This window comes from Grimontia sp. THUN1695 (assembly GCF_059704325.2).
Genome location: NZ_AP046577.1, coordinates 3110530 through 3134009, shown reverse-complemented (window position 1 = coordinate 3134009; position 23480 = coordinate 3110530). Strand labels below are relative to the sequence as shown.

Sequence of the window (23480 nt, the reverse complement as noted above, 5' to 3'; positions counted from 1 at the left end):
GGAGAAAACCCATGGTAAACACCACACTCTCCCAACTGCACCAACTCAAACTGAGTGGCATGGCAAAAGCATTGAGCCAGCAACTCGAACAACCGGGCCAGTATCAGGACCTCTGCTTCGCTGAGCGGCTGCAACTGCTGGCCGACCAGGAAATCCATGAACGGGATAACCGTAAACAACAGCGCCTGCTCAGACAGGCCCAACTAAAACTTGCGGCAACCGCCCAGGACATCGATTATCAGCACCCGCGCGGCCTGCAAAAAAGTGTCATGACAGGGTTGCTTCAATGCGACTGGCTACAGCGGCAGCAAAACCTGTTACTGACCGGGCCATGCGGCACCGGGAAAACCTATATCGCCTGTGCGCTTGCTAACACCGCCTGCCTGAAAGGCTACACGGTGAAATACTACCGGGTGAGTCGTCTGCTCATGGAACTCACCCAGGCCAAAGCCGATGGCACTTACAGCAAGAAGCTGAAAAGCCTGGCTAAACTCAACCTGCTCATCCTGGACGACTGGGGACTAGAACCGCTAAAAGCCGCGCAGCGCAACGACCTGATGGAGATCATGGATGACCGCCATGGCAGTAGCTCAACCCTCCTCATCAGCCAACTCCCCACCGACCAATGGTATCAATCCATCGGTGATAACACGTTGGCCGATGCCATCCTCGATCGCCTGATGCACAATGCACACCGGATAAAACTGAAAGGAGAGTCAATGAGGAAAATACTGGCGACCGTTGACGCCACTTGAACACTTAAGTTAAAAATCGGTTAGCCAACGATGCGTTGATCTGAGGTGTTCAAATAAAACCGGAATGGCTGTTCAAGTAAATCGGAATACGCAAACAAGCATGGCACGATTACTATCAACCACTCAAAGCGCGAGTGGCAGAAGTAAAAGCAAGCATGCCAAATTCAAACGCCATCGCAGATATCGAGCGAGAAATTGCGATTTATGAACGTTACCTAGGCGAGTTTGGGTACCACATGTTTGTGCTGCGCAAAGGGGCGTAACGGAACGCCCTATAAAAGTAGACTTTTGAGACGATTTAACAGCGCTTTACGGCTATTATTCGCCACAACAAAGCGCTCAAAGCGTTGTTCAAACGCCGCTTCATCCGCTTTGAACTGATAGGCCTCAAACAGCTGATGCAAATAGCGTGATGCCGCATCGTAACCACTGGCGCAAGTGCGATCCGCTTGCTCTTGTGCTTGCTGCCAGTAGTGCTCACGCCGATTGTAAACATCCGTCAACGCTTTTTCTTTTTCTGCTTTTTCAATAGCCATTTTCTTTGCGAGTGCTGCGGCTTGCTCTTGCTGTAATTGGCTTTGCGCTTGCTCAATAAAAGGAGAAATTACCTCGGGGGTTAACCAATACTGATAGATTTCGTCTATGTTGGCAGGTTCTTTTCGCGTCAGCGCTAAGGCTTGGTGACGGGTTAGCTGGCCTTGCTCAAACAGCGCGCGTAATAGCGTGTCTTTCTCAACTTCCGTGAGATTGTTTAGCCACGTATCAAACTGAAACTGGGCTTGTTTGGCTTGATGGCTGGGTTGTGCGTTCAGCACCATGGCGAGTGCCTTAACCAATGCTAAGGGAATATCATACAGCGCTGCAAACGCCTGTTCCTCTTCACTGAGGTGCTCAAAATCGAATTGAATTAACGGCACTCGCTCAACGTCATCATTAAAATCAAACGTTTTGAGCCACATAAAGTACACAAGGCGCCAATCCCCTTGCATTAACCCGCTGCGTAACCCAGCTAAATGCTGGAAAAATTCGTCGGCATGCTCATCGTCAAAATATTCGTCATACTCCTCAAGGGAAAAAATCAGTAACTGCCACTCATCGTTTTCGTGAACATGAAGCCCATCACTTGAAAAGCAAAGTAAAGCTTCAGGGAGCGTTCCTGCTGGCAGCTTGATGTAGGCATCGATTGAGCCCCAATCGGCATAGTAAAAACCGATATCAAAGTATTTTAACATCAGCTCAAAAGGCTCTGCCTTTAAGTCACTGTAGGTGTAATACACCTGAAAGGACGTAGCGCTGATCTCGGCACGGCTTGAAATTGATCGGAGTGCTTGACGTGCTTTAGCATCTAAATACCCATCCAGACGCTCAAATTTATAGTATTGATATTCGCTCACGATGACCTTGCTATGTATTTATTGTGAATTGAAAAGTTTGTTTTACTTTCATTGAAAAAGCGCTGCATTTTCCTGTTTGCGCTGATCCAATGTCTTAGCAATGGCAGACACTGTTGTTTTACTGATCCCTTGCTGCTGTGCCAGATACGTAAATTGGCTGATGGCTTCTGCGACTTCTTCAATGACTTGCCTTGCATCATTCCAATTCGAAAAGCCAGCGCTGGTCGCCAGTTTTTGCATCACCTTAAGCGGTGGCGCTTTGCCATAACCTCCGAAAGCAGTGGCGTGGTCATTGAATGGATGTGGGCTGTAAGTCACATCGTAAAAAGGGGCAGGATCCCATTGACCGTCATCCGCTTGCAAAAACGCCCAGTTTTTACTGTGGTCGTCTTGATTAGACGACAGCAGGTTAAAAACGGCACGGCGAAATTGCAGTTGTCCAGCCGCTGGCGATTTACACAACTGACGGCTGGCTTTAATTAAATCAATGTAATCTAAACTTGGCGTTCGAAAGTCTGCATCCAGTAGCCCGCAAGCGCTGTGCATATGCAGGCGACCTGAACTGCGATTGCCGCTTAAATTGGTCTGCTCGGTGACATAATCAAAACGCTTAAGCGCCAACCAGGCAGACGCACCGCTTGTAGTTGGTGCTTCAATGAGTTGCCATTGCGGCGGTTGACACTTAGCAAGCTCGGCCATTTGCAAATAAACCGCCTCACACAAACCTTCTTCATGGCCGAGTGCGAGATTTTTAGAGGTAAACTTCACCAGCCAGGCCTCATCTCCAAGCTGAGTGAAGGTTCGACAATGCTGAGTTTCCCCAGCAGGCATATAAATTTGTGCCTTAGGCCTTGCCCCACCCGAACTACCTCCGGCGACTAATGCGGCCAACACCTGTTGAGTATGCCCATCTAACTCATCGTGATTATCATCCATATAATCTGACATCGAAGAATCGAACAGCGTTTGTGCTTCTAAGCCTAACGTCGCTAAATCAATATCCGCGTGCGTGGTGGCTGAAAACTCAGACACCGGAGAAAAAGACAATGCTCCCATGCCTTTATCACCGACAAAGGCTAACCTATCCATCGCCGTTAATTGATTAGGCAGTATGCCCTTTTGCCGGAAAATACGATCTTGTAACAGCATGCCCCAGCCATCGGGTAAACAATCTCCAAATACGCCATGTACACCTTGGTGTGGCTGCTTAGGTGCGACTTGAACTTGTGTGCTCGACTGCAAGGTAAAAGGAGATAAATTGCCAAACTGCTGCAAATAGCTGTCTGCATACTGAAAAAAAACGCCTTGCCGATTCTGCGCCAAGACTCCAACAGATATCTGCTCACCTGAACTTAAGGTGCGAGTCACGGCGAGTTTTTGAATGGGTTTAAAACTCATCTTTTAGCACCTCATCAATACTAGAGGGCATAGTGACCCGTTCTTTGCTAGGTTGTGTGAGTTGATAGAGCCTCTCTAGCGAATCAAGGGTCTGCCATAGCAACAGCAATTGGCGAAATGAAATTTGCCCGGTCAGCTCAAACTTTTTAATGGTGGCCGCAGGTACACAGCTTCGCTCAGCAAGCGCCGCTCGTGACAGCTTTGCCTGCTTCCGTAACTCACGTAAATAAGCCGCATAGGCTTGGCTTACATCGGTATCATCAAGTAAGGTAAAATTCATCCGCAAAGACCGAATGGATACAGTTATATCCATTATAGCGAAATAAAACAGAAATTGGATACTATTGTATCCACTAACGGATGAGGTGTTGAAAAATTACTCGATAAAGCCCTTCAAAACTTCTATGTTTTAGCTCTAACAGCAGCATAAAAACGGCACTGTTTTTCCATTGCTAACCACTAAGATTTAGTAAAAGCCATAGGCAAGTGGTGGGCAGTTTGGTGGGCAAACAGGCATTTTTGATCGGTTTCTTTTCGGTAACTCATTGAGTTTGTTAGGATCTAGTCCGCTGCTCAATGAGCAGATCCAAAACATCGAATAGTTTTTTACCCGTCCAAGAATGCCTTAGAAGCCCTGTTATTTACTTGTAAGTACAGGGCTTTTCTGTCTCCCGTCCAAATCGGTGGTGGGCAGCCATTATTGCTAACAACATTTGACCTGTCTATAACTTCATAGTTTATCGTCATCCGTGTTCTGGTCTGTTTGAGCCAGCCGCGCCATTATTAAAAAGAACGGAAAGGACGTTTTATCTGTGTATCGCATTTCTGAGTTAGCTGAAAAAGTCGGGCTGTCACGGTCAACCTTGCTCTACTACGAGAAGCTAGGTTTGTTGCAGGGTGTTCGCCAAACCAACGGCTATCGACTGTATTCAGATAAAGATGTTCAGCAGTTGCGCTTGTTGCAACAACTGCAAGTGGGCGGTTTAACACTTAAGGAATGTAAATCCTTTTTGGACAGCAAGGTGCAGCGCTCTGTACTTGAAAAGCGCTTGCAGCAGCTGGACGAAGACATCGCTAAAAAGCAACAAGCTCGCGCGTTACTTGCCGCCATGCTTGGTGAAGGTTCGCTGCGTCTTTGGCACCAACAGACCGATAAATTAGCACCAGATGCCCATCTGGAGTGGTTAAAGCAGCAAGGCTTCAATGAACAACAAGCCCTGCATTTAAAATGGTTGTCAAAAGATATGAACGAACACGATCAATACATGGCCGACTTTATGGCGGTATTCCAGATGTTAGAGCGCTGGGGACCAGGCTGTGATGCCGATTCGCTTAAAGCGTTGTCAAAACTCCCAACGACGCCAACCAAGATCATTGATATTGGCTGTGGCAAAGGTTTTTCTACCCGCTTATTGGCAACGCATACTCAAGCACAGATCGTTGCGGTGGATAATGAGCAAAGCGCCCTTGATGAGCTGGGCGAACGCCTTATTGAGCAAGAATTGGATGCGCGCGTGATCTTATGCTGTGCCAGCATGACGGAACTGCCCTTTGCCTCTGAAAGCTTTGACTGTGTGTGGTCAGAAGGCTCGGCTTACATTATGGGGGTCGAGCAAGCATTAACCCAGTGGCGAACGCTACTGGCCGATAGTGGCTACATGGTAGTCAGTGACTTAGTGTGGCTAACCGACAATCCAAGCTCAGAGGCTGTAGAGTTCTGGAGGGGTGAATACCCAGACATGCAAACAATCGAAAAACGCTTAAAGCAAACACGCCAAGCTGGTTTTCAGGTGATAGATCATTTCACCTTGAGCGAACAAGCTTGGAATGATTATTACCAACCTCTCAAAGCACGGATTGCTGAGGTAAAAGCGAGCATGCCAACGTCAACCGCCATTGCGGATATGGAGCAAGAAATTGCGATTTATGAACGCTACTTGGGCGAGTTTGGTTACCATATGTTTGTACTGCAGAAAGGGGCCAATCTCATCGGGAGTTAACCGGTTGAAAACCCAAACATCGCATCCGGTATGGTCCCTACTGGAAGCGTGAATATACAAAAAGGACAGTAACAGTCTCTCCAAACAAGGGATAATCTGAGTCATATCAACATTGGCGCACAAATACTGGGTGTAACATAGCAATCGGGCAGTCTATGCACTGCATACCGTGAGCGTATTTACACCCAATGACCTGAAGATGCCCGGATTCAAAGACCATCAATGCGTTCAATGTCGACGCAAATTTTCTCTAATGGCTGTTGGCCTTTTACGGTTGTTCAGCAGTTTGTCAATGCCTTGTCCAAGGCAAAATGAGGCCACATTCACAACGCCAGTCAAACTCGCTGAGTCCTGCCTCATCAGGTTGTTTGGGTAGCAATTCGTTGGGAAAGGGTAAATATAATGAACAAAAAATTAATTCTAACTGTCATGTTGGCTGCCAGTTTCTCTATCGGGGCAACAGAACAACCTGTGCATTGGGGGTATGAGGGCCAGGAAAGCCCTGAGCACTGGGGAGAGCTTTCACCCGATTTTACGCTGTGTGAAATCGGTAAAAACCAGTCACCGATCAATATCCAGGGCGCCTTGAAGGCCAATCACTGCAAACTTGCGCTGGCCTTCCAGCAGGGTAAACAGCAAATCATTAATAATGGCCATACTATTCAGATTAACGTCAGCGAAGGTAATACCCTGCACCTGGACAAAGAGACCTTCATGCTGCAACAACTCCATTTCCATTCACCCAGTGAAAACGAGATCGATGGTAAACAGTTCCCGCTGGAAGGCCACTTTGTCTATAAAAATAAAGATGGCTCTCTGGCCGTACTGGCGCTGATGTTTAAGACAGGGAAAGCCAACCCAGAGTTGGCAAAAGCCTGGCAGCAAATACCAACCAGGGTTGGTCAGACTACCATGCTGACGCACCCCATAGACATAAAAGCCTTGTTGCCTGAAAAATTCGATTTCTACCGCTTCAGTGGTTCTCTGACCACACCACCTTGTTCTGAAGGTGTCATCTGGATGGTATTGGAACAGCCTGTCAGCGCTTCTGATGAACAAATCAGGCAATTCCTCTCAGCGCTCCACCATACAAATAATCGCCCGGTGCAGCCGCTGAATGGCCGCATTATCATTCATTGATTAGAGAGGATACAAGCAGGTCGCGATACCCTATGGGTAGTGACCTGCTATGTATGCCACCTCTATTGGCACAGCATTTCTCTGGGACTTTGACAGGGAGACAGAGCGCATAAAAAGCCAAGAAAATCAAAATCATCTGCTTGTGTAAACGCGTAGCTTCCCTGATAATGTTACCGTAACATTGAAGGTAGCCACTGCATATGTCAAATCCCAAGAAAAACCGTACCACCCTGCAAGATATCGCTGATCGGGTCGGCATCACTAAAATGACGGTATCTCGCTACCTTCGTAACCCCGACGCTGTCGCGGCAAAAACGCGCGATAAGATTGCGGCGGCGATTGAAGCGCTGGGGTATATCGAAAATAAAGCGCCGGCCATGTTGTCAAAGTCCTCCAGCCGTGCAATTGGCGTGCTGCTCCCCTCACTCTCCAACCAGATTTTCGCTGCGTTTGTCCAAGGGATTGAAGCGGTGACAAACGCCCACGGTTACGAAATCCTGCTGGCACACTTCGGTTACGACGAAAACGAAGAGGAGCAGAAAATCGCCTCGCTGCTCTCATATCATGTTGACGGGCTGATCCTGACAGAAAGCCACCACACTCCCCGCACTCTACAGATGATCCAAACCGCTGGCCTGCCAGTGGTGGAAACCATGGAAATCCCGGCCCAGCCCATTGATATGGCAGTGGGGCTGGATCATGTTGCCGCCTCTTATGACGTGGTAAAGCGCATGCTCGGTTCAGGCAAACGGAACATCGCCTATTTTGGTGCCCGTTTGGACACCCGGACCCGGCTTCGCATGCAAGGGTATGACAACGCGATGCAAGAAGCGGGGCTGGAACCCATCCACGTGCTGACCGAAGAACATTCCAGCTTTTCATTGGCGGAAACGCTGCTGGCTCGTGCCCTTGATGCCCACCCAAACCTGGATGGCGTGTTCTGCACCAACGATGATATCGCCACCGGCACGCTGTTAAGTGCGCTGCAACGGGGAATAAAGGTGCCGGAACAACTGGCTGTTGTCGGCTATAACGCATTGGATATCGGCCAGTCTGTCCGCCCTACCCTTACCAGCGTGGATACCCCGCGTTATGAGATTGGCAGGAAAAGTGCGGAGCTCCTGTTGGCACGGCTGAAAGGTGAGTCCATCAAAGAGACAGTCATCGATTTGGGATACCGCATCACCGATGGAGAAAGTCTCTAGCGGGTGCAGAGAGTAAAAAGGGCAGCCCCGCTGCCCTTACCCATTGATCAGACGATGAAGCTTGCGCCCTCTTCGGCACTTGATACGTTTTCTCGCATCACACGGAACAGGTTGCGCCCCCAGGTTTGCTGATACGCTTCGGTATCCCGTTCAACCACTTCCCGCCCACGGGTATCACTGAGGTTATTCAGTTCACCAGTCTGGCAGTTAAGGGAAATCAGGTCGCCATCACGCACAAAACTAATCGCACCACCGCGGATAGCTTCCGGCGAGACGTGGATCGCTGACGGGATCTTTCCGGACGCGCCAGACAAACGGCCATCTGTCACCAAAGCCACATTAAAACCGGCTTTCTGGATATTGCCCAGGATTGGCATCAGCTTGTGAAGCTCTGGCATACCGTTTGCTGCCGGGCCGTTGTGCGTCACCACCACGATGCAATCCTTGTTCAGCTCCCCGCGCTTGTATGCCGCTTCCACCTCGTGCTGGCACTGGAACACCACTGCTGGCGCTTCAATAACCCGCTGTTCTTCTTTAACGGCAGACACTTTCACCACAGCGCGGCCAAGGTTACCGTTCAGCACTCGGATACCGCCGGTGCTTTGGAACACCTTACCATCCGCAGCAATCACTGAGGCATCCAGCGTGCCATTGCACGGCTGCCAGCTGAGGGTGCTATTTTCCAGCACAGGCTGAGTAAGCTGATCCTCAAAGCCACCAAACACCGGCGTCACATCGGTGTGCAACAGGCCAGCAAGATTCAGGCGACGCAGCAGGGCTGGCACACCGCCCGCTTGCTGGAAGGCATTCATGTCTGCTGGGCCATTCGGATAAATGCGCGCCAGCAACGGCACCACATCCGACAAATCACTGATGTCCTGCCAGGTCAGTTGGATTCCTGCCGCACGTGCTACCGCCAGCATGTGGATGGTGTGGTTGGTGCTGCCACCTGATGCCAGCAAGGCAATCACACCGTTGATTAAGCTCTTTTCAGTCACCACGTCATACAGGGGACGATACTGGGCTGACTCCCTGGTCATTGACGCCACCTTAACGGCTGTGTGCTCTGTCAGTGCGTGACGCAGGGCGGAATGTGGATGCACAAACGCCGAACCTGGCAGCATCAAGCCCATGGCCTCAAACACCAGTTGGTTGGTATTGGCAGTGCCATAGAACGTACAGGTACCCGGCGCGTGGTAGGCGCGGCACTCCATCTCCAGCAATGCGTCTTTACCCACTTCGCCCGCCGCAAAACGCTGGCGGATATCCACTTTTTCTTCGTTGCTTATTCCTGTCGGCATCAGACCAGCAGGGACAAATGCGGTTGGCAGGTGCGCATAGGCCAGCGCGCCCATCAGTTGTCCCGGTGCAATTTTGTCGCAAATGCCCAGCAGCAATGTGGCATCAAAAGTATTGTGGCTCAGTGACAACGCGGTGGACTGCGCAATCAGGTCGCGGGAGAACAGTGACATGTCCATCCCCGGCTGGCCCTGGGTTACACCATCACACATCGCCGGCACCGCACCGGCAACTTGTGCGGTATGCCCATGTTCAGCCAATACTTTTTTAATTTGTGCCGGGTAGTCCTGATAGGGCTGATGGGCGCTCAACATGTCATTATAGGCACTGACCAGCGCCACGTTGGCGTGGGTAAAATCGAGGATTGCTTTCTTTTCTGCCGAGCAGGATGCCGCCACCGCATGCGCCAGGTTGCCACAACTCAGGCGCGCGCGGCCCTTGCCTGCTTTTTCCTGTTCACGGCAACGCGCCAGAAATGCCTCTCGTGTTGCACGGCTTCGCTCAATCAACCTGTCGGTGATGGCCTGAACTTTGGGATGAATCATAATGCCACCTCTTGGCCACCTTGCAGCACCTGGGCCGCTCGTTCAACCACCTCTTCCAGTGAGCCGCTGATATCAACAACAAAGGTATTCGGTTCGCCGTCCGGCCGCTCCAGCGTTTCAAACTGGCTTTTCACCATGTTCTCTTTCATGAAGTGACCCTGACGTGCGCGCATGCGCTCCATGATCAATGCCATATCGCCGTCCAGAAACAGGAAGGAGACGTTGTCATTCCCCTCACGGATTTGGTCGCGGTACTTTTTCTTCAGCGCAGAGCAGACAATGATGCCATGCTCGTTTTTGCTTTCTAAGCTATAGGCCGCGTCGCGGATACGCTCCAGCCAGGGCGCGCGGTCATCATCATTCAGCGGTTGACCAGACGCCATTTTCTGAATATTTGCACGAGGGTGAAGATCATCCCCATCAATGAATTTGCGGTTAAGACGCTTTGCCAGCAATTCACCTACGGTTGTTTTCCCACTGGCACAAACGCCCATCACAATGATACTACTTCCAGCCATGACTATTCCTCTATACCAAATTTGCGCGCGCTCTCAATTTTGAAATTCTCAGCGCGATTTGGGTTTATCTTAATGATGTTATCGGTAACATGTTACCGGTAACTATGACAAGTGTGAACTCACACACAAACAAGACCTAATCGTGAAAGGTGTTAAAAATGGAGCAGTTTGTACAAGCCTCTGACCCTACCTATCTGCTGACTGTCGCCGCACTTGCTATCGCCGCGCTGTTGGTACTGATCATTAAAATGAAAGTTCACGCTTTCGTGTCACTGACCGTTGTCAGCCTGGGTACGGCGCTTGCGACCGGTGTGGCATCAGAAAAAGTGGTTCCGACCATGATGGGCGGCTTTGGTGGCACCCTTGCCTCTGTTGCCTTGTTGGTTGGCCTGGGTGCCATGATAGGTAAAGTGCTGGAAGTCACCGGTGGCGCAAAAGTGCTGGCAGATACCCTGATCGGCCGCTTTGGTGAAGACAAAGCCCCGTTTGCGTTGGGTGTGGCATCGCTGATGTTTGGTTTCCCCATCTTCTTTGATGCTGGCCTTGTGGTGATGATGCCTATCATCCTGAGCGTCGCAGCACGCTTTGGTGGTTCGCCACTCAAGTATGCATTGCCTGCGGCGGGTGCGTTTGCCGTGATGCATGGTTTTGTACCGCCACACCCGGGCCCGGTTGCCGCGGCGGAGTTTCTAGGCGCGAACATCGGCCTACTGCTGGTAGTTGGTATTCTGGTTTCAATCCCAACCTGGTACGTCGGTGCATACCTGTTTGGCCTGTATGCAGGCAAGAAATTCGACATCCCACTGTCAAAAGCGTTCTTCAACAGCGACACCGTGGTGGATGAAAACAAACTGCCAAAATTTGCCACTGTCATGGGCATTCTGGTGTTGCCGGTTCTGCTGATCTGTCTCGACACCGTTGTGCACACCCTGTCTGTGGCCGGCATCATTGACGGCAAAACACCACTGGTTGAATTCCTGCGTATGCTGGGTAAAACCCCGGTAGCCCTGCTGATCACCCTGCTTGTCTGCCTGGCAGTGTTTGCCAAAGACTATGGCATGGCAAAACTGGAAAAACTGTGTGGTGATTCCCTGGCACCTATCTGTGGCGTGGTGCTGGTGACCGGTGCCGGTGGCATGTTTGGTGGTGTACTGCGTGCAAGTGGCATAGGTGACGCACTGGCAGGCGCACTGACAGATACCGGTATGCCAATTATCGTCGCCGCTTTTGTCATTGCTACCTGTTTACGCGTAGCGCAGGGTTCTGCAACTGTTTCACTGACCACCACTGCAGCACTGATTGCGCCAGTTGTGGCAGCAACCACTGGCCTGAGCGAGTTGGATCTGTGCTTTATCGTGATTGCTATCGCGGCGGGTGCAACCGTACTGTCCCACTTCAACGACTCCGGTTTCTGGCTGGTTTCACGTCTGCTGGATATGGATGAGAAAACCACACTGAAAACCTGGACCGTGATGGAAACTTTGCTTGGCGGTATCGCATTCATTATCGTAGCAACACTGAGCTTTATTCTTTAGAGGTTAACCATGAAGACCCTTGAACAACGTCTGCAAGAGATCAAAATCGTCCCGGTCATTGCCATCAATGATGTCGCGCATGCGCTGCCACTGGCAAAAGTCCTGGTGGAAAACGGCTTGCCTTGTGCAGAGGTGACTTTCCGTACTGACGCCGCGGCCGAATCTATCCGCGTGATGCGTGAAGCCTATCCCGATCTCTTGATTGGTGCCGGCACAGTGCTGACCACCGAGCAGGTTGATATGGCTATCGATGCCGGTGTGGACTTCATTGTCAGCCCTGGTTTCAACCCAACCACAGTCAAATACTGCCAGCAGCGCAATGTCGCGATCGTACCGGGCGTCAACAACCCAAGCCTGGTTGAGCAAGCCATGGAGATGGGACTGAAAACGCTGAAATTTTTCCCGGCAGAACCCTCTGGCGGCGTGAATATGCTCAAAGCCCTGACCGCGGTTTATCCGGTGAACTTTATGCCAACGGGCGGTATTAACCCAGCCAACGTCGGTGACTACCTGAATGTGAAAAGCGTGGTCGCGTGCGGCGGTACCTGGATGGTGCCAACAGACCTGATGGACAAAGGCGACTGGGATGGCCTGGCGACACTGGTGAAAGGCGTGGCAGACCTACTGGCATAAGCCCCGAAAATAAATAAGCCGGGTCCCGAACAGGGACCCGGCTTTCTTTTAGGTGGGCCTAGGCTGAGCTGCGTTCGCTCACTTTCAATAACATCAGCGGTAGCATCGCCGCATCTACATCCACTTTCTCTTTCAGGGTATCCAGCACTTTGGGGAAGTTTCCGCCATGGCTGCGCGCACGGTGATAACTTTGCACAACCAGCACCAGATCGTCATCAGTCAGCGGGGTTTCTGCGGCCATTAACATCAATGCCCCACGAAGATAGAAGAAATCCACAATGATTTGGCTGAACTGTTCATACATATTGTCAGCCGGAAAATCCAACTGGTACATCTGGTAAATAAAGTAATTTATCCATACGTGCTCATGCTCGGCCATGTACGCCTGATAATGGCCGTTAAACCCTTTCTCCAACACCGCCTGTTGCTGGAAAATATTGTCCCCCACGCCTGCCAGCGCCGCTTTCATGCGCTGGTGGATTTTACTCAGGCGCGCCAGCACCTGCGGTTTTTGCTCAAGCACATTGAGTGCAAACAAGGCGTTGTAACCTTTTAGCAGGTACGATGCATGTAACTGGGTCGCTGTCGGCAGGTCAGCATAAAACGCCGCAATCTCACCGCTCTGGATCTGGGCAATCACCTGCTCAAACACGTCTGTGCGCTGTTCAGGCTCACTCTGTGCCAGTTGTTTCAATGCCAAACCAAAGGTGAACAGACGTTGCTCCAGCGCCATGTTGGTATCAGACAACAACAGCACAAACAACTCACGCACGGCGTCATAACAATCTGGACGCACATAGGGCACCGGTTTGAATGCCGGATCCTGAGTAACCTGGGTATCAAATGTCATCGCATCAGGGTTCAGCAACGCTTGCCGTACCGCTTCCGGGCAAGACAGGGTGAGGTTTTTTTGCACCTGATCGCCACGCACTTTCTCCAGACGTGGATAAGTTCTACAGGTATGCGACAGCCGCGCATGGCCGTGTGTCGCATGCACCTCACACAAGCCATTTGCCATACGAAACGGGCAATTCCCCTGTGCATCAAGTTTAATTCTGGCATAACCCGCCTTTCCACGGGTGCGTTCAATCGCCTGTGCTGATTTGGCCTTAAACGCACTTTTCCGGGTCATAAAGAGATACGTGCCCCGATCGATGTTCACAGTCCAACTGTGGCAACAATGATCTTCGCAATCCGACCCAATGCAGGAGAAGGTGTCATAGAATTTTGGAGTTACCGTGTACTTGTTCATGACTGTGTCATCGCCTCTAATCGGGAAACTGGCGCATTGTCCAACGCAAATTGCTTGGCACTTTTCACCGCTTCACCATGTTCATTGATGCTGTTGGGCAACGCAGGAACCGTGCCAAACAAACGCACCAGTTGCTCATCAGCCTCTTTTGTTAACACCATAATTTCTATCCGGCGGTTTTTACCGCTTTGCGGGTCAGCCTCATCCAGCAGGGTACGGTCGGCCATCGCGACCACCTGCAGCACCTGTTGCTGAGGCAATCCCGATCCCACCATCACCTGACGGGCTTTTAAGGCACGATCCCCCGATAATTCCCAGTTGGAATACGCTTGGGTACTAAACGCGGTCGAATCTGTGTGACCGCTGATAATCAAGCGGTTTTGTATTTTTCCCAGCTTTGGCGACAGCGCGTAGAGTATGTCTTCAAAAAACGGCGTCATCTGGGCACTGCCCCGCTGGAACATCACGTTCCGTTTACTGTCCTGAATTTGGATACGCAGCCCCTGAGGCACAACGTCAAGGTGGATGTTTTCCATCGCATCCAACGACGCCACAATCTCTTTCAATGCAATAGCCAACCCACTCAACTGCGCTGCATTCAGATACTGCCCCTCCAGCACAGACATGGCGTTTTCCCCTTGCCCCGCGTTATTGCCTTTCTCCCCCTGCGGCACCTGTTCATGCAGAGAGTTACCGAGCTCACTTGTCCCACTGAGCGTCGAATTGATCGGGTTCTCAAACGGCGACGCCTCACCACCAAAATCAATCGGGAATGGGCTATTTCGAATATCGAACAGGTTGTCGATGCTTTCAAAGATAGTACTTTGCTGCAAACGGTACTGGATTTCTTCCCGCTCTTCCTTTGAGGTGATTTCCATGATCCAAAGCACCATAAAAAAAGCCATCATCGCAATGGCAAAGTCAGCGAAAGCCACTTTCCATGCACCGCCGTGGTGATCATCATGATCGCCATGTTTCTTCTTTTTAATAATGATGACGTGTTGCTTATCGTGGGCCATGGCTCAGTCTCTCACCATCCACTGTTCCATCTCAGAGAACGACGGTTTGTACTCGCTATACAGCAAACGACGGCCCGAATCCAATGCCAGAATCGTGGGTTTGCCCTGCGCCTGCGCCACTAAAATCGTCGCAACCATACGCAGCGCCAACATCTCTTTTTTCACCAAACCCGTGATACTGGATGACAAAGGGTCAAACACGCCATACGCCATCAACACCCCGAAGAACGTCCCGACCAGTGCCGCTGCCACCTTCACACCAATCAATGTCAACGGACCACCAATATTTTGCATGGTGACGACAATCCCCAATACCGCCGCCACGATACCGAAGCCCGGCATCGCCTCACCGGTTTTGGTCAGCGCTTTGGAAGGGCGCATCAAGTCGGCTTCCAGCGCTTCCATTTCCAGCTCCAGCGCCGCTTCCAGATCATGATGGGTCATTTTTCCCATCGCCAGGGTACGCAAATTATCCGTAATAAATGGCAATAAAATGGGCGACTTCACCACATTCGGATAGCGCGAAAAAATGTCACTGCTCTCTGGATTTTCAATATGATCATCAAGCTTTTTCATGCCATCTTTACGCACCACTTCCAGCAACTCATACATCAGTTGCAGCACGGATTTATAGAAATCATCGCCGTAAGGCTTCCCCATCAGCATCTTGAGGCGGGTCAGGATATTTTTCAGCACATAAGGGGGATTAGCGATCACCATCGCCCCCAGTGCCGCGCCCAAAATGATGACAAATTCCGGCGGCTGCCACAGCGCAGCGATTTTGCCTGTCGCCATCACATAGCCGCCCATTACCGTGGCAAAAACAACAACAAACCCCAGTATTACCTGCATAAAAAGTGACTCCGCTATACCAACTGCCAGTCAGACAGTTTCTGATTAAGGGTCGCCAATGCTTTTTTCTGGATCTGGCAGATCCGGGCTTCCGTGAGATCCAGCACCAGCGCAATCTCCTTCATGCTCATTTCATGCTCAAAGTAAAAGCTCAGGACGATTTGCTCGCGTTCTGTCAGCGTCGCCAGTGCCGCTTTCAGTGCGACCGCCAGCTTTTCTTTTTCTATGTGATCGCAATACACCGCCAATCCCGGTATCGCGATATTATCTTCCTGCATCGATTCAAAACTGTGTGGCCGTTCCGCCTCATAATCCAGACGCAGCTGACGCACATCACTGACAGACATCTCCATCGCCCGTGCCAGTTCCGGATCGGTCGGCGCACGCCCCAGTGTCTTCGCCACCTCCCGTTCTTTTTCGCACAGTTGGTGGGTTTTCTGGCGAAGCTGGCGAGATCGCCAGTCTAAACGGCGCATTTCATCTAACAGCGCACCACGAATACGCGGTACCGCCAGCTTTTTCAGCCCACATTCATCTTCCTCCGGATACCGGCGAATCGTTTCCAGCAGTGCCATCAGGCCGATCTGCTCCATGTCATCCCGGTTCATCACCACATCGGCCTGAATCGCCAGATGGTTCACCACCCGTTTAACCAGACCAGAGAGCTGCATCAACAGACGTTTTTCCCGGGTTTTGCTGCCTACCTGATGCTGCTGATACGCGTGCAGTCCCACGGAAGACGCCTCATTCATCATCAACATACTCACCCCTTACTGAATAACCATTTTAGTGATGAGTACGCGTTCCACGCCTTTGCCGCCGGTCATCTCATTCATCTGGTCTTGTAACGCGTTACGGATGTCCTCCTCCAACGCAGGAAGCGCGCCTGCCTTCGACAGATCATTAAAATGTTTACCGTTGAGCAGCTTCACCACGGTGTTACGCAGCACGGGCATCATGTCTTCCATCTTCTTGAGGTCATCTTCCTCATAACTCATCAACGACATTTCCAGCATCAGGTAATGCAAACGGGAACCGCCTTCCAGACTGACAACAAAACGTGGCATAGAAAGAAACTTCGGCTTTTTCACCATCGCGGTCGGGGCAACCTCGGTCCCCTCCTTCACTTCGACGACACTTTCTTTCCATTGTGCATAAAACAGCCAGCCACCCACGGCCAGCAGCAAAAAGACAACGCCCGCCACCACCACGATAAGGCGCGACTTAGATTTAGGTTGTTCTTCAAGTGCTGTATTGGTCATATCATGCTCTCAATCTGGTTAAACCACCGATGCATAGCGACCCAGATCGCTCATCGACGGCGTAGAAAAAGGGGATGATTCCTTCATTGGGTTACCCTTCACGGCGCGGTGTTCTTGCTGCCCGCCCTGTGACTGGTCATGCCCTTGCTGTTGCGATCCGCTCGACACAGACACATTTGTCAGTTGTAACTGGCTCTGTTCAATGTCAAGGCGAAGACGATCTGCATGTGTAAGCAGTGCTTCACGCAGCTGCGGGTGCGCGGCTGCGATATGCACGTTCACTTTGTCGCCTTCTACGCGCAGGGTGATTTCCAATTTGCCAAGCTCTGGCGGATCAAGCCGCACATGGGCGGTCTGGACAGCATCCTGCTGGTTAAACCGCAGACGGGCGCGTAACTGGTCAACCAGCTCACGTCCCCACTCCGGTTGAGAAATATCAACCGATGCGTCAAGCTGCTGCGCCGCGGTAGCCGGACTGGCGCCGGGTACCATGATCGCAGGGCGTGTTTGGGGTGATGGCTGAGGCGCCAGCCCGGGAGCTAAAAGGCGCTCAGGGGCCGCGTCGTTCATCGTCACCGCCAAATCAGAGACCGGCAACGCATTCAACGGCTGGGCGGCACGATCCCCCGACATCTCCCGTAGCAACGAGGCAATGTCTGCCCGATCTGCGCGCACCGCAGCATCCGCCATTGCCGTTGTCTGAACGTGTGTCTGCCCTTGCGGTTGCAGATGAAGCAGCTTCTGTGCCTGTGTCAGCTCAGACACAGGCAGCGCCCCGTCAGCCACTTGCCCAAACAGACTTTCCAACGTCGCCAATGCCGACGGCGGCACAGATACGCCGTTTGCTTTCAGCTGGGTGTTCAGCGTCGCCACTAACGCTTCTGGCGTGATCCCTCCGTGTTGCAGGCTCACTATCCACTGAGCGATCTGCTCGCACTGCGGTGCTGCAAGGCCAGGAAACACCGTGTCCAGTGCCGCTGACAGGGCATCCAGCTCTGATGCCTGCCACAGCGTATCGCTGGCCGGGCTCTGTTCGAGTGCCCCCTCACCCTGTGGTACGCAGCCAGGAAACACAGTCGTTGGGGCGGAAGGCTGTTGCTCCGCACTGTGCGACAGTTCTGCCCCCTGCGCAGCACCGTTTTGCGTCGCCAGCTCGCTGGCTTGCGCGTGATAGTTAACAGGTGTCGCTGCATTTCCTGTCTGTCCGCCGGTGACAGCAGGACGGGCACTGATGGTTTTTCCACCGGCACTGGGCACAGTGGCGGCATTGGTGGCTGAAACAGAAATTTGCATGTGAACTCAGTTACTCATGGTGTCCCAGATAAGCCATCACCCCCTGTTTTGTGGCTTCCTGTTGTGACAATTGAAGCCGAATACGTGCTTGCTCCTTTCGGCCCTCAGAAATCATGGTCGTATAAAACGCATTCAACCGGGTCAATGCCGCCTTGGTGTCAGCATTCAGCGGTTGTTGTTTTAACCGGTGCAACGCCTCGGACAACTGGATATCCAGCGTACCAAGCGCAGCCCAGTCTCCAGCATTGAGCGCCAGCTCAAGCTGGGTATAAAGATGATCAAGCTGCTGCGCGGTGTCGACGCCATTTGATGAAGCCCGGGGTGCAGAGACGGGACGTGTCATCGGGTTCACTGTGCCACCTCAACTTTTTCCGGTTTCAGCACCACCCAACCTTCAAGGATTTGGGTGATCAGGCTGACCACCTCATCAATGCCCGCCAGGTCATTTTTCAGGTTCGCCTCAAACAGGCGACGGCCACAGTAGTCGTACAGACGGTACAACTCCTGCGTCACCTCTCCGCCTTTTTCCGCATCCAGCACCACGCTCAGGCCATTAAGGATGTCTAGGCATTTGGAAATGGTCATGCCTTTGTCTGACACCTGACCACGCTCCATATAGCCGCGTGCACGGCTGAGATTTTCCAGCAACCCTTCCAGCAACATCTGGATCAGGCGGTGTGGACTTGCCGATGCTGCCTGCGCATGGTTTTTAGAATGTTGGTAGGCCCCCAGGCCTTCATCAATCATCATGGTATTACCTGCTCTACATCAGCATGCTGATCAGCATGCTCTGGGTTTGGTTCATCTGTGCGATCTGGCTGTCCATCTTGGCGTAGTAATCACGCAGGGACAGGGCCTTCGCTTCCATCCGCGCATCCAGTGCCTCCCGCTCTTCCTGCAAACGCTGATTATCGGCATCCAACCGGTCGATCCTGACATCAAACAAACCGCCGTTTTTGTGGTAATCGTCCAGTACGGTCAGCATGCTGCCCATGATGCCGGTCTGTTTTTCCGGCACTGAGCTGGCTGGATCGCCCATAAACAACTTGGCGATTTCATCGAAGTTGTCTTCTATCACCTTGTCGAACTTGTCAGATTCCAGCTCCAGCGTACCGTCCATCTTGGTGGTGATACCAAGCTGTGACAGTGTGCCCAGCGTCGACGAGGCGTATTGGTCAGAAATCACTGAACGCAACCGGCTGATCATCGAACGGGTTGCCGCATCACCAGACAGGGCCGCCGCCATTTCCTCACTGGATTTGGTGTAGGTGTTAACCGTCTCCACCACCTTGTTGTAGCTGTCGATAAACGTTTTCACCGTCTCTTTAACGCCGTCTTCATCGCGCTGGATGTTGACGTTAACCGTGCCGGTTTCTTTCAGTGTCAGGGTGATACCGTCAATCACGTTTTCCATTTTGTTGGTCGGCGAAGTCAACTCCATGTTACCGAACTTAACAACCGCATCTTGCGCCGCCTGAAGCTGCACGCCGAGATCACTTACCGCCACATCGCTTCCGTTATCATCTTTAGCCGTCACATCCGTCACCGACAGCCCTTTCACCGCGTTCTCCACCCCGGTGTCTTTGGCGTTGAGCACCATGGTCAGCTGATCGCCGGTCTGCACCAGCGTGACCTTGGCACCATCAGCGTTTTCATGGCGGTTAATCGCCCCTTGCAGCTCCTCCGCCGTGACACCTTTGTCGCGATAGCGGGCAATGTTCTGGTCATATTCTTTGATGCGGGCATCAAAGCTGGCTGTAGCCTCTTTATCTTCTGCCAGCTTGGCCTCCGCTTTGGCTTCCCAGCCGTCTTTGGTGGTATCAATGTCGTGCTCTTTCGCCACCTCGGTCAGGGTATCGATGCGATACTGTGCCTTCTTGTCCTCTTCCTTGGTTTTCAGCTCAGTCGCCAGCGCGGCAATATCGACACTCACTGTCCCTTTATCCGTGGTGAATTCCACTTTTCCTGTGGTCAGGTAGCTGCCTTTTTTCATCGTCAGCACTTTGTCACGCGCTGCCTGTGCCAGCTGGGTCACATCAAAGTTATATTCACCGGATACCGCGCCGCCCGATACAGCCACACCCATCACATCGGTGTTACTCAATTCGGCTTTCAGCTTGTTCAGTTCAGTGTAGGCGTTCAGATCTTCCACCGTGTCGCGAAAGCTGTTCAGTGCCCCCTGAATTTCTTTCAGGGCATCCATTTCCGCCGTGTTCATGCCTTCCTGGCGGTTTAACTGGTTCTCGACCGGGGCGCGCTCTGCCGCCACGATCGCTTGAATCATCGCTTCGTAATCAATGCCTGATCCGAGACCTGTCATTAACATGGGATACTCTCCAAATACTGGGGGCCACGTCGACCTGCCGCCCTACGACTGTGTCGCGCGGCAGCAGGCCTTGAGCAATCTTTGTGCCAATTTCGCAGCATGAATTTTCAATGGGTTAATAAAAATAAAGCGGAAGTAAACCTTCCGCTTTTGGGTGTTTTATGCGGTAAATTCCGCCCAGACTGAAACGTATTAACGCAGCAGCTGCGACACCATGCTTGGCATCTGGTTAGCCTGTGACAGCACAGTGATCCCTGCCTGCATCATGGTGTTTTGTTTGGTCATATTGGCTGATTCTGCCGCAATGTCCGCATCCATAATACGGCCTTTGGCGACCGCCATATTCTCTGCAATATTGCCCAGGTTATTGATGGTGGACTGAAAGCGGTTCTGGGTCGCACCCAAATCAGCGCGGATAGAACCAACGGCATCAATCATGGCGTCGATCGCTTCCATCGCTTTACCAGCATCTTCAGCAGTAGAAATATCACCCAGCTTTTCAGTATCCAGCGTCACACTGTCTACTTTGACACTGATAACATTATGATCATGGCTCTTAAGTTCTTTACCAAGGCCCTCCATCGCACTTTGGAGAGCTGTCAGATCTTCACCTTGGTTGATGTCTTTAAGCTCACCTTTTGTCATGTCTACATTTTCTTTTAGAGCAGTCGCCAGTGTATTCAGATTAGTTGCTTTTTCCTTACCACCGGCGCTTAACTTGATCTTCACCTGAGTCCCACTATTAGTACCAGCGGATACTTCAGCATCGATACCAATCTCAGCCAATATATTTTCAACTTCTTCTTTTGAAGAAACACCAAGATCAGCTAACGTAATGTCATTCGATTGTTGTGTGTCCGTCAGATCCTTTGCTTTGTCTAAAACTTTACTGACCGCCGCCAGCTTTTTCAGATCTTCTTCAGATGTACTAAGTCCCAACTCCGCCAAACCAGCTTCTACAGCAGCCTGCACATCATATTTAGATAATTTACCTTCTGTTACATCATCTGCAGTCAAGACTTTGCTGTCTACATCCGCACCGACCTGGAAATCTACCCCAGCTTCCAATTTCTCAAACAGGTTTTCACCTTTACCGTAAGTGGTAGTTTCAGTGATACGGTCCAGCTCTTTTTTCATTTGCTGGAATTCTTTGTTCAGCGCTGCGCGGTCTGATTCTGAGTTGGTGCCGTTTTTCGCCTGCACGCCCAAATCACGCATGCGGTGCAGGATATTGGTGTACTCCTGCAGCGCACCTTCCGCCGTCTGCGCCATGGAAATACCGTCGTTGGCGTTACGTTTTGCCACGTTCAGGCCGTTAATTTGTGATGTCATGCGGTTGGCGATTTGCAGACCTGCTGCATCGTCTTTAGCGCTGTTAATACGCAGACCCGTCGACAGGCGCTGCAAAGATGTGTTCAGTGAACTCTGGGTTCCCAGCAGGTTACGCTGTGCATTCATTGATGCAAAGTTGGTGTTGATGGTCATTGCCATAAAGGTTTTCCTCTTTCATCGTCAAAAGGGATGTCAGTGCGGCACCATGGCCATCTGATCCCGTGTTCTTTTTCTGTCGATGAACTAAGACGACCGTTTTTTGGGGGACTTAAATAGAAAATAGAGATGAGCTTCGAGAGGCGAGAATCTATTCTATATTCTTTTGATTTTATTCTGTTTTAAAACAAAAGATAAAAAAGGCGGAAGCATTGCTTCCGCCCTGGTGACAAGGTGGGACAGCCCATCGCCACCCAAACTAAAAATATTAACGCAGCAGCTGCGACACCATGCTTGGCATCTGGTTAGCCTGTGACAGCACAGTGATACCTGCCTGCATCATGGTGTTTTGTTTGGTCATATTGGCTGATTCTGCCGCAATGTCCGCATCCATAATGCGGCCTTTGGCGACCGCCATATTCTCTGCAATATTGCCCAGGTTATTGATGGTGGACTGGAAGCGGTTCTGGGTCGCACCCAAATCAGCGCGGATAGAACCAACGGCATCAATCATGGCGTCGATCGCTTCCATCGCTTTACCAGCATCTTCAGCAGTAGAAATATCACCCAGTTTTTCTGTATCCAGCGTAACACTATCTACTTTGACACTGATAACATTATGATCATGGCTCTTAAGTTCTTTACCTAGACCGGTCATTGCAGTGTGCAATGCCGTCAACGCCTCACCTTGATTGATATCTTTAAGCTCACCTTTTGCCGTGTCTACATTTTCTTTCAATGCAGTTGCAAGAGAATCCAACTTACCTAATGCATCTTTATCACCAGTCTGCAAAGTAACTTTTACTTTTGTACTGTCACTGCCCTGTGCAACCGTAGCACCGATACCTAAATCAGCAAGAACTGCTTTCAACTCTTCTTCACCAGACACTCCTAGATCAGAATAGTTTATGTCTTGAGATTGGGCATTATCAGTTTCAGTTTTCAGCCTCGTGGTAATTTTACTGACTATATCCAACTTCTTCAGATCTTCTTCAGATGTACCCAAACCTAATTCCGCCAAACCTGCTTCTACAGCATCCTGCACATCATATTTAGATAATTTACCTTCTGTTACATCATCTGCAGTCAAGACTTTGCTGTCTACATCCGCACCGACCTGGAAATCTACCCCAGCTTCCAATTTCTCAAACAGGTTTTCACCTTTACCGTAAGTGGTAGTTTCAGTGATACGGTCCAGCTCTTTTTTCATTTGCTGGAATTCTTTGTTCAGCGCTGCGCGGTCTGATTCTGAGTTGGTGCCGTTTTTCGCCTGCACGCCCAAATCACGCATGCGGTGCAGGATATTGGTGTACTCCTGCAGCGCACCTTCCGCCGTCTGCGCCATGGAAATACCGTCGTTGGCGTTACGTTTTGCCACGTTCAGGCCGTTAATTTGTGATGTCATGCGGTTGGCGATTTGCAGACCCGCTGCATCGTCTTTGGCACTGTTAATACGCAGACCCGTCGACAGGCGCTGCAAAGATGTGTTCAGTGAACTTTGCGTTCCCAGCAGGTTACGCTGTGCATTCATTGATGCAAAGTTGGTGTTGATGGTCATTGCCATAA

Annotated in this window: 22 protein-coding genes; 6 read left to right on the top strand and 16 right to left on the bottom strand. The window is 51.1% G+C overall.

Going from position 1 to position 23480, the window contains the following annotated elements; genetic code table 11:
- The first annotated feature begins 11 nt into the window (after positions 1-11).
- Positions 12-755, top strand: coding sequence for an IS21-like element helper ATPase IstB (gene istB, locus AC6IB1_RS17825; protein WP_497566252.1), 744 nt, complete (start codon positions 12-14; stop codon positions 753-755).
- Positions 756-1027: 272 nt separating this feature from the next.
- Here the strand turns inward: istB and AC6IB1_RS17815 are convergent, their stop codons facing one another.
- The 3 genes from AC6IB1_RS17815 to AC6IB1_RS17805 are packed head-to-tail and all read right to left on the bottom strand — an operon-like array spanning position 1028 to position 3827.
- Positions 1028-2149, bottom strand: a complete 1122-nt coding sequence (locus tag AC6IB1_RS17815; protein ID WP_497567734.1) for a hypothetical protein — start codon at positions 2147-2149, stop codon at positions 1028-1030.
- Between the two features lie 48 nt (positions 2150-2197).
- Positions 2198-3547 carry a type II toxin-antitoxin system HipA family toxin gene (locus AC6IB1_RS17810; RefSeq protein WP_497567733.1) on the bottom strand — a complete coding sequence of 450 codons (1350 nt, stop codon included), beginning with the start codon at positions 3545-3547 and terminating at the stop codon, positions 2198-2200.
- Positions 3537-3827, bottom strand: coding sequence for a helix-turn-helix domain-containing protein (locus tag AC6IB1_RS17805; protein ID WP_031214897.1), 291 nt, complete (start codon positions 3825-3827; stop codon positions 3537-3539). Before AC6IB1_RS17805 ends, AC6IB1_RS17810 begins: the two co-directional genes overlap by 11 nt.
- A 532-nt stretch (positions 3828-4359) precedes the next feature.
- Here AC6IB1_RS17805 and AC6IB1_RS17800 point away from each other — a divergent pair.
- The 3 genes from AC6IB1_RS17800 to AC6IB1_RS17790 all read left to right on the top strand — a co-directional run bounded on the left by AC6IB1_RS17800 (position 4360) and on the right by AC6IB1_RS17790 (position 7892).
- Positions 4360-5547 carry a MerR family transcriptional regulator gene (locus AC6IB1_RS17800; RefSeq protein ID WP_497567732.1) on the top strand — a complete coding sequence of 396 codons (1188 nt, stop codon included), beginning with the start codon at positions 4360-4362 and terminating at the stop codon, positions 5545-5547.
- A gap of 402 nt (positions 5548-5949) precedes the next feature.
- The gene (locus AC6IB1_RS17795) at positions 5950-6687 is read left to right on the top strand and encodes a carbonic anhydrase (RefSeq protein ID WP_497567731.1); all 738 of its coding nucleotides are present in this window, start codon (positions 5950-5952) and stop codon (positions 6685-6687) included.
- A gap of 200 nt (positions 6688-6887) precedes the next feature.
- Complete coding sequence (locus tag AC6IB1_RS17790) at positions 6888-7892, top strand: substrate-binding domain-containing protein (protein WP_497567730.1); 1005 nt, start codon at positions 6888-6890, stop codon at positions 7890-7892.
- 47 nt (positions 7893-7939) lie between these two features.
- On the opposite strand, the gene edd is transcribed toward AC6IB1_RS17790, so the two are convergent.
- Positions 7940-9736: a phosphogluconate dehydratase gene (edd, locus tag AC6IB1_RS17785; protein ID WP_497567729.1), complete on the bottom strand. Its 1797-nt coding sequence runs from the start codon at positions 9734-9736 to the stop codon at positions 7940-7942.
- Positions 9733-10254, bottom strand: coding sequence for a gluconokinase (locus AC6IB1_RS17780; RefSeq protein ID WP_497567728.1), 522 nt, complete (start codon positions 10252-10254; stop codon positions 9733-9735). Before AC6IB1_RS17780 ends, edd begins: the two co-directional genes overlap by 4 nt.
- 158 nt (positions 10255-10412) lie before the next feature.
- Here AC6IB1_RS17780 and AC6IB1_RS17775 point away from each other — a divergent pair, with 158 nt between their 5' ends.
- Positions 10413-11789: a GntP family permease gene (locus tag AC6IB1_RS17775; protein ID WP_497567727.1), complete on the top strand. Its 1377-nt coding sequence runs from the start codon at positions 10413-10415 to the stop codon at positions 11787-11789.
- A gap of 9 nt (positions 11790-11798) precedes the next feature.
- Positions 11799-12422: a bifunctional 4-hydroxy-2-oxoglutarate aldolase/2-dehydro-3-deoxy-phosphogluconate aldolase gene (locus AC6IB1_RS17770; protein WP_497567726.1), complete on the top strand. Its 624-nt coding sequence runs from the start codon at positions 11799-11801 to the stop codon at positions 12420-12422.
- 58 nt (positions 12423-12480) lie between these two features.
- Here the strand turns inward: AC6IB1_RS17770 and fliB are convergent, their stop codons facing one another.
- The 11 genes from fliB to AC6IB1_RS17715 all read right to left on the bottom strand — a co-directional run bounded on the left by fliB (position 12481) and on the right by AC6IB1_RS17715 (position 23478).
- Entirely contained in the window at positions 12481-13674 is a 1194-nt protein-coding gene (gene fliB, locus AC6IB1_RS17765; RefSeq protein ID WP_497567725.1) for a flagellin lysine-N-methylase, read from the bottom strand.
- Positions 13671-14693, bottom strand: coding sequence for a flagellar motor protein MotB (locus tag AC6IB1_RS17760; protein WP_497567724.1), 1023 nt, complete (start codon positions 14691-14693; stop codon positions 13671-13673). The genes fliB and AC6IB1_RS17760 overlap by 4 nt, the downstream gene beginning before the upstream one ends.
- A 3-nt stretch (positions 14694-14696) precedes the next feature.
- Positions 14697-15545 (bottom strand): flagellar motor stator protein MotA, encoded by an 849-nt coding sequence (gene motA / locus AC6IB1_RS17755; RefSeq protein WP_005501536.1) that lies wholly within the window; start codon positions 15543-15545, stop codon positions 14697-14699.
- A 14-nt stretch (positions 15546-15559) separates the two neighbouring features.
- Positions 15560-16306: a FliA/WhiG family RNA polymerase sigma factor gene (locus AC6IB1_RS17750; RefSeq protein ID WP_497567723.1), complete on the bottom strand. Its 747-nt coding sequence runs from the start codon at positions 16304-16306 to the stop codon at positions 15560-15562.
- 9 nt (positions 16307-16315) lie between these two features.
- A complete protein-coding gene (locus AC6IB1_RS17745) occupies positions 16316-16807 on the bottom strand; it encodes a flagellar basal body-associated FliL family protein (RefSeq protein WP_497567722.1) in 492 nt (163 codons plus the stop codon).
- An 18-nt stretch (positions 16808-16825) separates the two neighbouring features.
- Positions 16826-18100 (bottom strand): flagellar hook-length control protein FliK, encoded by a 1275-nt coding sequence (locus AC6IB1_RS17740; protein ID WP_497567721.1) that lies wholly within the window; start codon positions 18098-18100, stop codon positions 16826-16828.
- A 10-nt stretch (positions 18101-18110) separates the two neighbouring features.
- Complete coding sequence (locus tag AC6IB1_RS17735) at positions 18111-18452, bottom strand: hypothetical protein (RefSeq protein WP_497567720.1); 342 nt, start codon at positions 18450-18452, stop codon at positions 18111-18113.
- Positions 18449-18850 carry a flagellar export chaperone FliS gene (fliS, locus tag AC6IB1_RS17730; RefSeq protein ID WP_497567719.1) on the bottom strand — a complete coding sequence of 134 codons (402 nt, stop codon included), beginning with the start codon at positions 18848-18850 and terminating at the stop codon, positions 18449-18451. The genes AC6IB1_RS17735 and fliS overlap by 4 nt, the downstream gene beginning before the upstream one ends.
- A gap of 13 nt (positions 18851-18863) precedes the next feature.
- Positions 18864-20426, bottom strand: a complete 1563-nt coding sequence (fliD, locus tag AC6IB1_RS17725; protein ID WP_497567718.1) for a flagellar filament capping protein FliD — start codon at positions 20424-20426, stop codon at positions 18864-18866.
- Between the two features lie 192 nt (positions 20427-20618).
- Positions 20619-21917 (bottom strand): flagellin N-terminal helical domain-containing protein, encoded by a 1299-nt coding sequence (locus AC6IB1_RS17720; RefSeq protein WP_497567717.1) that lies wholly within the window; start codon positions 21915-21917, stop codon positions 20619-20621.
- Between the two features lie 265 nt (positions 21918-22182).
- The gene (locus tag AC6IB1_RS17715; RefSeq protein WP_497567716.1) at positions 22183-23478 is read right to left on the bottom strand and encodes a flagellin N-terminal helical domain-containing protein; all 1296 of its coding nucleotides are present in this window, start codon (positions 23476-23478) and stop codon (positions 22183-22185) included.
- Between the last annotated feature and the right edge of the window lie 2 nt (positions 23479-23480).

Bases quoted from the DNA above. Each gene is read 5' to 3' on its own strand.
- AC6IB1_RS17780 (WP_497567728.1), bottom strand. From the start codon at position 10,254: ATGGCTGGAAGTAGTATCATTGTGATGGGCGTTTGTGCCAGTGGGAAA.
- istB (WP_497566252.1), top strand. From the start codon at position 12: ATGGTAAACACCACACTCTCCCAACTGCACCAACTCAAACTGAGTGGC.
- AC6IB1_RS17750 (WP_497567723.1), bottom strand. From the start codon at position 16,306: ATGTTGATGATGAATGAGGCGTCTTCCGTGGGACTGCACGCGTATCAG.
- AC6IB1_RS17740 (WP_497567721.1), bottom strand. From the start codon at position 18,100: ATGCAAATTTCTGTTTCAGCCACCAATGCCGCCACTGTGCCCAGTGCC.
- fliB (WP_497567725.1), bottom strand. From the start codon at position 13,674: ATGAACAAGTACACGGTAACTCCAAAATTCTATGACACCTTCTCCTGC.
- AC6IB1_RS17720 (WP_497567717.1), bottom strand. From the start codon at position 21,917: ATGGCAATGACCATCAACACCAACTTTGCATCAATGAATGCACAGCGT.
- AC6IB1_RS17810 (WP_497567733.1), bottom strand. From the start codon at position 3,547: ATGAGTTTTAAACCCATTCAAAAACTCGCCGTGACTCGCACCTTAAGT.
- edd (WP_497567729.1), bottom strand. From the start codon at position 9,736: ATGATTCATCCCAAAGTTCAGGCCATCACCGACAGGTTGATTGAGCGA.
- AC6IB1_RS17715 (WP_497567716.1), bottom strand. From the start codon at position 23,478: ATGGCAATGACCATCAACACCAACTTTGCATCAATGAATGCACAGCGT.
- AC6IB1_RS17770 (WP_497567726.1), top strand. From the start codon at position 11,799: ATGAAGACCCTTGAACAACGTCTGCAAGAGATCAAAATCGTCCCGGTC.
- AC6IB1_RS17795 (WP_497567731.1), top strand. From the start codon at position 5,950: ATGAACAAAAAATTAATTCTAACTGTCATGTTGGCTGCCAGTTTCTCT.
- motA (WP_005501536.1), bottom strand. From the start codon at position 15,545: ATGCAGGTAATACTGGGGTTTGTTGTTGTTTTTGCCACGGTAATGGGC.
- AC6IB1_RS17790 (WP_497567730.1), top strand. From the start codon at position 6,888: ATGTCAAATCCCAAGAAAAACCGTACCACCCTGCAAGATATCGCTGAT.
- fliS (WP_497567719.1), bottom strand. From the start codon at position 18,850: ATGATGATTGATGAAGGCCTGGGGGCCTACCAACATTCTAAAAACCAT.
- AC6IB1_RS17745 (WP_497567722.1), bottom strand. From the start codon at position 16,807: ATGACCAATACAGCACTTGAAGAACAACCTAAATCTAAGTCGCGCCTT.
- AC6IB1_RS17760 (WP_497567724.1), bottom strand. From the start codon at position 14,693: ATGGCCCACGATAAGCAACACGTCATCATTATTAAAAAGAAGAAACAT.
- AC6IB1_RS17775 (WP_497567727.1), top strand. From the start codon at position 10,413: ATGGAGCAGTTTGTACAAGCCTCTGACCCTACCTATCTGCTGACTGTC.
- fliD (WP_497567718.1), bottom strand. From the start codon at position 20,426: ATGTTAATGACAGGTCTCGGATCAGGCATTGATTACGAAGCGATGATT.
- AC6IB1_RS17805 (WP_031214897.1), bottom strand. From the start codon at position 3,827: ATGAATTTTACCTTACTTGATGATACCGATGTAAGCCAAGCCTATGCG.